This is a genomic window from Streptomyces sp. PH10-H1 (assembly GCF_030063355.1).
Classification (GTDB): domain Bacteria; phylum Actinomycetota; class Actinomycetes; order Streptomycetales; family Streptomycetaceae; genus Actinacidiphila.
Window position 1 is genome coordinate 63,180 of record NZ_JASISZ010000042.1, and the last position, 8,667, is coordinate 71,846.

Below are 8,667 nucleotides of genomic sequence, written 5' to 3' on the forward strand. Positions count from 1 at the left end.
GCGGTCCCTCTACAGCGCCATCAGGCCGGCACCGAACGCCATGAGCGCGCCGATGCCGAGCAGGATGATGACGCCCTTGGGAAGCTTCTGCTTCCAGAAGGAGTAGACGCCGCCGGCCAGGAACAGGCCGAGGACGATGTAGACGGTCGATGCGGTGTTCACAGTGCGCCCTTGGTCGAGGGGAGGATGCCGGCCGCGCGGGGGTCACGCTCGGAGGCGTACCGCAGGGCGCGGGCCAGGGCCTTGAACTGGCACTCCACGATGTGGTGGGCGTTGCGGCCGTACGGGACGTGGACGTGGAGGGCGATCTGCGCCTGCGCGACGAAGGACTCCAGGATGTGCCGGGTCATCGTCGTGTCGTACGCGCCGATCATGGGAGCCATGTTCTCCGGCTCGGTGTGCACCAGATACGGACGGCCCGACAGGTCGACGGTGACCTGGGCGAGGGACTCGTCCAGCGGCACCGTGCAGTTGCCGAAGCGGTAGATGCCGACCTTGTCGCCGAGCGCCTGCTTGAAGGCGCCGCCGAGCGCGAGGGCGGTGTCCTCGATGGTGTGGTGGGTGTCGATGTGCAGATCGCCCTCGGTCTTGACCGACAGGTCGAAGAGTCCGTGGCGGCCGAGCTGGTCGAGCATGTGGTCGTAGAAGCCGACACCGGTGGAGACGGAGACGTCGCCCCTGCCGTCCAGGTCGATCTCGACGACGACGGATGTCTCCTTGGTGGTGCGTTCCACACGGCCCACGCGGGTCATACGGTCTCCTTCAGCATTGCGCGAACCGCGTCGAGGAACGCGTCGTTCTCCTCCGGGGTGCCAGCGGTGACCCGCAGCCAGCCCGGTACACCGTTGTCGCGGACGAGGACGCCGCGGTCGAGGATCGACTGCCAGGCCGCGTGACTGTCCGCGAACCGCCCGAACTGCACGAAGTTCGCGTCGGAGTCCGTGACCTCGCAGCCCATCGCCCGCAGCTCGGTGACCAGGCGGTCCCGTTCGGCCTTGAGCTGTTCGACGTACCCCAGCAGCGTATCGGTGTGCTCCAGCGCCGCGAGCGCGGTGGCCTGGGTGACGGACGACAGGTGGTACGGCAGGCGCACCAGCTGGACGGCGTCGACGACCGCCGGGTCGGCGGCGAGGTAGCCGAGCCGCAGGCCGGCGGCGCCGAACGCCTTCGACATGGTGCGGCTGACGACCAGGTTCGGGCGGCCCTCGATCAGCGGGATCAGCGACGGCCGGTGCGAGAACTCGCCGTACGCCTCGTCGATCACGACCAGCGACGGCCGGGCTGCCTGCGCGGCCTCGTACAGCGCCAGCACGGTATCGGCGTCGACCGCCGTGCCGGTGGGGTTGTTCGGCGAGCAGATGAAGACCACCTCGGGCCGGCGCGCGGCGATCTCCGCCACGGCCGCGCCGACGTCGATGGTGAAGTCCGCGCTGCGCGGGCCGGAGATCCATCCCGTCCCGGTGCCGCGCGAGATCAGCGCGTGCATCGAGTACGAGGGCTCGAATCCGATCGCGGTCCTGCCGGGGCCGCCGAAGGTCTGCAGCAGCTGCTGGAGGATCTCGTTCGAGCCGTTGGCCGCCCACACCTGCGCCATCGAGACCTCGTGCCCGGCGGTGCGGCTGAGGTACTTCGCCAGCTCGGTACGGAGCTCCACCGCGTCCCGGTCCGGGTAGCGGTTCAGCTCCCGGGCGGCCTCGGTGACCCGCTCGGCGATCCGCCGGACGAGGGCGTCGGGCAGCGGGTACGGGTTCTCGTTGGTGTTCAGGCGCACGGGCACATCGAGCTGGGGCGCACCGTACGGGGTCTTGCCGCGGAGCTCGTCGCGGATGGGGAGCTCGCCCCAATCCGGGGATGACACGTTGCCGGTCACTGGGGCACCTCCCATCCGAACCGCGCCCGCAGGGCGGCGCCGTGCGCGGGCAGGTCCTCGGCGTCCGCGAGGGTCACCACGTGGTGGGTCACCTCGGCGAGCGCGTCACGCGAGTAGTCCACGACGTGGATCCCGCGCAGGAACGACTGCACGGACAGGCCCGAGGAGTGACAGGCGCAGCCGCCGGTCGGCAGGACGTGGTTCGAGCCCGCGCAGTAGTCGCCGAGCGAGACGGGGGCGTACGCGCCGACGAAGACCGCGCCCGCGTTGCGGACCCGGGCGGCGACGGCGACGGCGTCCGCGGTCTGGATCTCCAGGTGCTCCGCGCCGTAGGCGTCGACGACCTCGAGGCCCTGGTCGATCGTGTCGACCAGCACCACGGCCGACTGCCGTCCGGCGAGCGCGGCCAGGATGCGCTCGCTGTGCTTGGTGGCCGCGACCTGCGTCGCCAGCTCTTTCCCGACCTGCTCGGCCAGCTCCACCGAGGTGGTGACCAGCACGGCCGCCGCCAGGGTGTCGTGCTCGGCCTGGCTGATCAGGTCGGCGGCGACGTGCACCGGGTCGGCGGTGGCGTCGGCGAGGACGGCGATCTCGGTCGGCCCGGCCTCGGCGTCGATGCCGATCCGGCCCTTGAGCAGCCGCTTGGCCGAGGCGACATAGATGTTGCCGGGACCGGTGACCAGATTGACCGGGCGGCACTCGTCCGTTCCGTACGCGAACATCGCGATGGCCTGGGCGCCGCCCGCGGCGTACACCTCGTCCACGCCGAGCAGCGCGCAGGCGGCGAGGATCGTCGCGTTCGGCAGCCCGCCGCCGAACTCTTTCGAAAAATTGGCCTTCTGCGGGGGCGACGAGACGGCGATGCCCTCGACGCCCGCCTCCTGCGCCGGGACCACGTTCATGACGACGGACGACGCGTAGGCGGCCAGCCCGCCCGGCACGTACAGACCGACGCGCTCGACCGGCACCCAGCGCTCGGTGACCGTTCCACCGGGCACGACCTGCACTGTGGTGTCGGTACGGCGCTGCTCGCGGTGCACGATCCTGGCCCGCCGGATCGACTCCTCCAGGGCGGCGCGGATCTTCGGGTCCAGCTCGTCCAGGGCGGCGGCCAGCGCCCGCGCGGGCACCCGGACGCGCTCCAGGGTGACGCCGTCGAACTTCCGCGCGTAGTCGATCAGCGCCGCGGTCCCACGATGGCGTACGTCCTCGCAGATGGGCCGCACCTTTTCCAGGGCGGCTTCCACGTCGAACTCGGCACGGGGCAGCAGGTCGCGGTCGATGCCGTCCTTCGGGAAGGCGGCACCACGCAGATCGATTCGGGAGATCACCCTGTCAAGTGTAGGGAACGCTGTTCTCAGCCGTTCTTCGGTTCCACTCCCTGATACGTCCACGGCCGGTGATCATTGCCACTAGCGTTCCGTCTGTCGCGCGGTACGACGGGGAGGGGACGCGGTGACCGAGCCGTTGGGGATCCTGGCGCCGGACAGCTGGACCGAGGTCGAGAAGGGGATGTGGACCGCGTTCCGGCGTGGCGAGCTGTACGACCTGCGCACCGGCATCCCCGAACGCGACGACCCGGCCACCGACCGCCCCTGGGGCCCGGAGCGGACCGTACGGGCCGAGGCGGTCGCCACCCTGCTCCTGGACGGGCCGCCCGCCGAGCCGGGCCGGGTCGCGTGCGTCAAGCTCTCCGGCGCCAAGATCAGCGGCCAGCTGAACGTGGCCGGCGGCCAGGTCACCCCGTACGTGGAGATGCACGACTGCCGCTTCGAGGATCAGATCCTGCTGCCCGAGTGCCAGTTCACGACCCTCCGTCTGGTGCACTGCGCGATCCCGCGCCTGGAGGCGGCCCGGCTCACCACCACCGGCGACCTCCACCTGCCGCAGTGCACCGTGGGCGGCGGCATCCGGCTCACCGACGCGCACATCGGCACCGACCTGCTGCTCAACCAGCTCACCGTGGGCCGTGACCGGCACGGGCGGGCGCTCGCCGCCGACGGACTCAGCGTCGCCCAGGACGTCGAGGCCGAACTGATGGACGTGACCGGCGAGATCAGCCTGCGCAGCGCCCGGATCGGCGGGCGGCTGAGCCTGCGCGGCAGCCTGCTGCACAACCCCTACGGCCGCTACGCGCTGAACGCGGCGCGGGTCACCGTCGAGCACACCCTCTACCTCAGCTCGGGATGGATGGCCGCGGGCGGTGACAGCGGCGGCACCCCGCCCGCCGGGGTGCGGACGCGCAACTTCAGCTGCGAGGGCGCGGTCCGGCTGGACGACGGCCGGTTCGGCAACGCGGTGATCATCACCCGGGCGCGGTTCCGGCTCACGGGCTCCCAGCAGCTGTCGCTGCGGCGGATCCAGACACCGGAACTGCGCTTCACGCTCAGCCGGCCGCCGACGGGCACCGTCTCGCTGGCCGGCGCCCGGGTGGGCAATCTCACCGACACCCGCCAGAGCTGGCCGGAGTCCGGCGGTCTCGACCTGACGGGGTTCAGCTACACCACGCTCAGCCCGGCGGGCGTCTTCCCGCTGCGCGACCGCATCTCCTGGCTGGCCGCTGCCACGCCCGAGTACAGCCCCGAGCCCTACGAGCACCTCGCCGCGGCCCTGCGGGCGGGCGGTGAGGACTCCGATGCCCGCGAGGTGCTGCTCGCCAAGCAGCGCCGCCGCCGCGAGGCGCTGCCGCTGGCCGGCACGCTCTGGGGCTATCTCCAGGACATCACGGTCGGCTACGGGTACCGGCCCGGCCGGGCCGCCGTGTGGATGGCCGTGCTCTGGGCGATCGGCGCGGCCTTCTTCACCATGCATCCCCCGCCGGCCCTCAAACCCGACGAGGCACCGCACTGGAGCGCGCCGCTGTACGCCCTGGACCTGCTCCTGCCCGTCATCGACCTCGGCCAGGACAGCGCCTGGAAACCGGCCGGCGGCGCGCAATGGGCGGCCACCGTCCTCGTCCTGCTGGGCTGGATACTGGCCACCACCGTCGCGGCGGGCGCCTCGCGGCTGCTGCGCCGGGGCTGAGCGGCGTACGCGGCGGGGCCGGGCAGAGCGCGCGGAGGGCTCGCGCGGCGGAAGCAGCCCGCCGGGCGACCGGGGCAGGACGTACGCTGTCCGATTGTGACCGCTCGCCTTCCGCTCTTCCCGCTGAACTCGGCCCTCTTCCCCGGCCTCGTTCTGCCCCTGCACATCTTCGAGGAGCGGTACCGCGCGCTCGTGAGCGATCTGCTCGCGCTGCCGGAGGACGCCCCGCGCCGCTTCGCCGTGGTCGCCATCAAGGACGGGAACGAGATCGCACCGACCGGCCCGGACGGGATGGACACCACCGCCGGAGCCGGTTTCGGCCCCGACCCGGCCACGTCGCTGTTCCAGGTCGGCTGCATCGCGGAGGCCGCCACCATCGGTGAGCGCGAGGACGGCGGCTACGAGCTGGTGGCCACCGGCACCACCCGCTTCCGGCTGCTGTCGGTCGACGCGACCGGCCCGTATCTGACCGCTGAGGTGGAGGAGCTGCCGGAGGAGCTGGGCGAGGGCGCGGGCACCCTGGCCTCGGGTGTCGCGAGGGCCTTCCGCACCTATCAGAAGCGCCTCGCCGGAGCGCAGGACCGTACGCTCGTCGCGGTCCAGGAGCTGCCCGACGACCCGTCCGTGCTGTCGTATCTGGTGGCCGCCGCGACGATCTTCGAGACCCCCGCCAAGCAGCGGCTGCTCGAAGCACCCGACACCGCGGCCCGGCTGGCGGCCGAGCTGCCGCTGCTCCGCCGCGAGGCCGCCGTGATCGGCAAGCTCCCCTCGCTGCCCGCCGTCGATCTGACCCGGCAGCCGGCCAGCCTCAACTGACCGCGGGACCGCGCGGGGCGTCGAGCGGACGGCGAGCGGACGCCGTGCTGACGCGTGCGGAACCCTGAGCGGAAACCCTGAGCGGAAACCGACCCGAAGGCGGCACGTCATGGCCAGGAAGACCAAGGCGGCGACCGGCGGCACCCCCGCCACCGTCGTGCTGGAACAGGACGGCGCGGCCTTCACCGTCCACGCCTACGCGCACGATCCTGCCGCCGCCTCGTACGGCGACGAGGCCGCCGAGGCGCTGGGCACGGCTCCCGAGCGGGTGTTCAAGACCCTGGTCGCCGATGTCGACGGCGCGCTGACCGTCGCCGTGGTCCCGGTCGCCGGCTCCCTCGACCTCAAGGCGCTCGCCGCCGCGGTCGGCGGCAAACGCGCCGCGATGGCCGACCCCGCGGCTGCCGAACGCACCACCGGCTACGTACGCGGCGGCATCTCCCCGCTGGGCCAGCGCAAACGCCTGCCCACCGTCGTGGACGCCTCGGCTCTGACGTATCCCACGGTGTTCGTCTCGGCCGGCAAGCGCGGCCTGGAGGTCGAACTCGCACCTGGGGATCTGGTCCGGCTCACCGGAGCGGTCACCGCGCCGGTCGGACGGACGTAGCGGATCCAGCGGATCGATCAGGCGGATTTACCGGAACCTCGCGGTCCCTCTGGACGAGCGGCCGGACAGGGCGCACGGTGTCCGGAGGGACCACCGCGGCGAGGGAAGCCGGCAGCATGTCGAAACGCACCCGCAAGCGGAAATGGCGTATCAAGAAGCGCCGCGCCAACCACGGCCGGCGCCCGGCGTAACCCTCAGGACCCTTGGCCCGACGGGTGCTCGGGATTCCTGAACGGGCGGGCATCCTCGGGCGGCGGCGCGGGGACCGGTGCCGGGTGGGGCGCCGGATACGGGTTGTCCCACGACTGCGGGTCGCGCGGCCCGAGGGCCGAGGTCAGACAGAGATGCGCGAGCATCGCCGCGGCCGGCCAGGCGACCAGTGCGCCCTTGGCACGCAGTCGCAGCGGGCCGCCGAAGACGACCTTCGGCCCGACCGCCTTGGCGTGCGCGATCAGATCGCCCGTCGGGCCGAGCCAGGCCCCGAGCCGCCAGGCGATCACCGAGCCGAGCAGCCCGCCGACCGCGAGGCCGAGGACCACTCCGATACCGCCGCGCCGGTAGCGCCAGAAGACCGCGGCAGCCGTCAGCACGCCCATCGCGAGCCCGAGCAGCACGAAGGTGCCGTCCGCGCCGATCGCCTCCTCGCCCTCGCTGTCCTTGAGGTAGATCGCCTTGCCGTCGGAGACCAGCGGGATGCGGGGCGCGAGCCACAGCCACAGCAGTCCGAGCAGAACACCGGTCACCGCCACCGCGACCGCCACCAGGGCGCCCTGCCGCAGTTCTGTGAGGAACGCCGCACGTGCGTCCTTCGATGCGTCGCCGGGCAGCTCCGCGCCGGAGTACGGCGGCGGGGGCGGCGGCTGGTCGTGCGGCGTCAGGGGTGCGGTCACCCGCCCATCGTGCCAGGTCCTCCCACCCGTCACCGACCGCCACCATTCCGAGGAGGCACTCCGGGTGCCGTGTTCTTCGCGATCACCGGCAGGCCGCTCTGCGGTAGGCCCAGGTGGCGGCGGCCAGCGACACCACGCCGACGGCCGCGCACACCGACAGGTCCGCGCCCACCATGACCCAGTCCGGGTGCGGGTCGAAGGTGTGGGCGAAGGCCTCCACGCCGTAGGTGGACGGCAGCAGATCCCGTACGAGTCCGATCGGCGCGGGCATGTGCCCGGCCGGCAGCACGCCCAGCAGCAGCGCCGCCGACATGCCCAACTGGCCGAAGAGCGTGGCCAGTTCCTGCTTGGGCGCCAGCAGGCCGAGCGCCGCGCCGAGTCCGGCGAGCGCGGCTCCCGCAAGCGGGATGACCGCCGCCAGCACCCACAGGTTCACCAGCGGCAGCTGGAAGAGCACGCATCCGGTGACCGCCGTGGCGATCGTGCCGGGCACCGTGAACGACGCGTAGGCGCCCGCCGCGCCCAGCACCACCGCGGCGGGCGGCACCGGCAGCGTGGCGTAGTGGTCGAGGCCGCCCGAGGCCCGCAGCTGGCCGAAGTACTGCGCCAGCAGGTTGAGCGCGACGAACGCCACGACCAGCACGCTCGACCCGGCGACCACCGCGCGCGCCGCCTCGGCGTCGCCGCCGTCGACGACGCCGCGCAGCATCACCATGATGCCGACGGATTGGAAGGTCGCCACGAACAGCAGCGGGATCCGCGCCACCCGCGCGCGCGACAGCTGGGCCCGGTACACGGCGCCCAGCGCGGGCAGCAGCCGCGCGCGGGGAGCGAGCGGTGCCGCCGCCGTCCCGTCACGTCCTGCGGTGACCGTGCCGGACTTCGCTCCGGCCGCTCCGGCCGCTCCGGCCGCTCCGGCCGCTCCGGCCGCTCCGGCCGCTCCGGGAACCACCGGTGCCGCCGCGCTCACCGGGCGCCTCGCCGCGTACGCCGGCCCACGGCCGGGGACGTCCGGCGCGCCCTGTCACAGCGCGCCGGAGCCGCCGGGCAGGCGACGCCGGGTCCCGGACGGTGCGGGGACCGGTCATGACCGGCCGCCCGGGCGCCGCACGCCGGCCCGCCCGGCGCGTGCCGGAGCAGTGCCGGCCGCAGGCCGTGTCGCGGAAGCCCGCCGCAGGCAGACGTCATGCCTTGACCAGTCCCTTCTGACGGCCGCCGAGGGCCAGGTACACGTCTTCGAGGCTCGGTGTGGCGAGCGTGAAGTCGTCGAGTGCGTCGAAGGCCCGGCCGCCGGTGATCTCGGCGACCACGGCGCGGGCCCGCGCCTGCGGAAGCCGGAGCGTCCAGCGGCGGCCGGAGATCCGGGCCGTGGCGCGCAGCGCGGCGACCTCGGGCAGATGCAGCGGCGGCGCGGCGCCCCCCAAGAGGTCGAGCCAGACCACGTCCGCGCCGAGCACCTT

General features: G+C 73.0%; 9 protein-coding genes and 1 pseudogene. 3 read left to right on the forward strand and 7 right to left on the reverse strand.

Annotated features, from left to right (window positions below; genetic code table 11):
• Positions 1-9: 9 nt before the first annotated feature.
• From QMK24_RS24210 to hisD, 4 genes are read right to left on the reverse strand one after another with little or no spacing between them, the layout of a single operon-like run.
• Complete coding sequence (locus QMK24_RS24210) at positions 10-162, reverse strand: CG2302 family histidine operon protein (RefSeq protein ID WP_283468812.1); 153 nt, start codon at positions 160-162, stop codon at positions 10-12.
• Positions 159-752, reverse strand: coding sequence for an imidazoleglycerol-phosphate dehydratase HisB (hisB, locus tag QMK24_RS24215; RefSeq protein WP_283468813.1), 594 nt, complete (start codon positions 750-752; stop codon positions 159-161). Before hisB ends, QMK24_RS24210 begins: the two co-directional genes overlap by 4 nt.
• The gene (locus QMK24_RS24220; protein WP_283468814.1) at positions 749-1,870 is read right to left on the reverse strand and encodes a histidinol-phosphate transaminase; all 1,122 of its coding nucleotides are present in this window, start codon (positions 1,868-1,870) and stop codon (positions 749-751) included. The genes hisB and QMK24_RS24220 overlap by 4 nt, the downstream gene beginning before the upstream one ends.
• A complete protein-coding gene (gene hisD / locus QMK24_RS24225; RefSeq protein ID WP_283468815.1) occupies positions 1,867-3,201 on the reverse strand; it encodes a histidinol dehydrogenase in 1,335 nt (444 codons plus the stop codon). The genes QMK24_RS24220 and hisD overlap by 4 nt, the downstream gene beginning before the upstream one ends.
• A 124-nt stretch (positions 3,202-3,325) precedes the next feature.
• Between hisD and QMK24_RS24230 the strand changes: the two genes are divergently transcribed.
• The 3 genes from QMK24_RS24230 (at position 3,326) to ybaK (ending at position 6,317) form a co-directional block, all read left to right on the forward strand.
• The gene (locus QMK24_RS24230) at positions 3,326-4,894 is read left to right on the forward strand and encodes an oxidoreductase (RefSeq protein ID WP_502962476.1); all 1,569 of its coding nucleotides are present in this window, start codon (positions 3,326-3,328) and stop codon (positions 4,892-4,894) included.
• A 93-nt stretch (positions 4,895-4,987) separates the two neighbouring features.
• On the forward strand, positions 4,988-5,710 hold the full coding sequence (locus QMK24_RS24235) for an LON peptidase substrate-binding domain-containing protein (protein WP_283468829.1): 723 nt from the start codon (positions 4,988-4,990) through the stop codon (positions 5,708-5,710).
• 109 nt (positions 5,711-5,819) lie between these two features.
• On the forward strand, positions 5,820-6,317 hold the full coding sequence (gene ybaK / locus QMK24_RS24240) for a Cys-tRNA(Pro) deacylase (protein ID WP_283468816.1): 498 nt from the start codon (positions 5,820-5,822) through the stop codon (positions 6,315-6,317).
• Between the two features lie 194 nt (positions 6,318-6,511).
• On the opposite strand, the gene QMK24_RS24245 is transcribed toward ybaK, so the two are convergent.
• The 3 genes and pseudogenes from QMK24_RS24245 to QMK24_RS24255 form a co-directional block, all read right to left on the reverse strand.
• The gene (locus tag QMK24_RS24245; protein WP_283468817.1) at positions 6,512-7,207 is read right to left on the reverse strand and encodes an ABC transporter permease; all 696 of its coding nucleotides are present in this window, start codon (positions 7,205-7,207) and stop codon (positions 6,512-6,514) included.
• An 82-nt stretch (positions 7,208-7,289) separates the two neighbouring features.
• Complete coding sequence (locus tag QMK24_RS24250; protein WP_502962475.1) at positions 7,290-8,177, reverse strand: ABC transporter permease; 888 nt, start codon at positions 8,175-8,177, stop codon at positions 7,290-7,292.
• Between the two features lie 214 nt (positions 8,178-8,391).
• Positions 8,392-8,667 (reverse strand): annotated as a pseudogene (locus tag QMK24_RS24255) (ABC transporter ATP-binding protein); the annotation flags it as partial.

What these genes read in the sequence shown, in the direction of transcription:
- hisB (WP_283468813.1), bottom strand. Translation starts at nt 752, where the DNA reads ATGACCCGCGTGGGCCGTGTGGAACGCACCACCAAGGAGACATCCGTC.
- ybaK (WP_283468816.1), top strand. Translation starts at nt 5,820, where the DNA reads ATGGCCAGGAAGACCAAGGCGGCGACCGGCGGCACCCCCGCCACCGTC.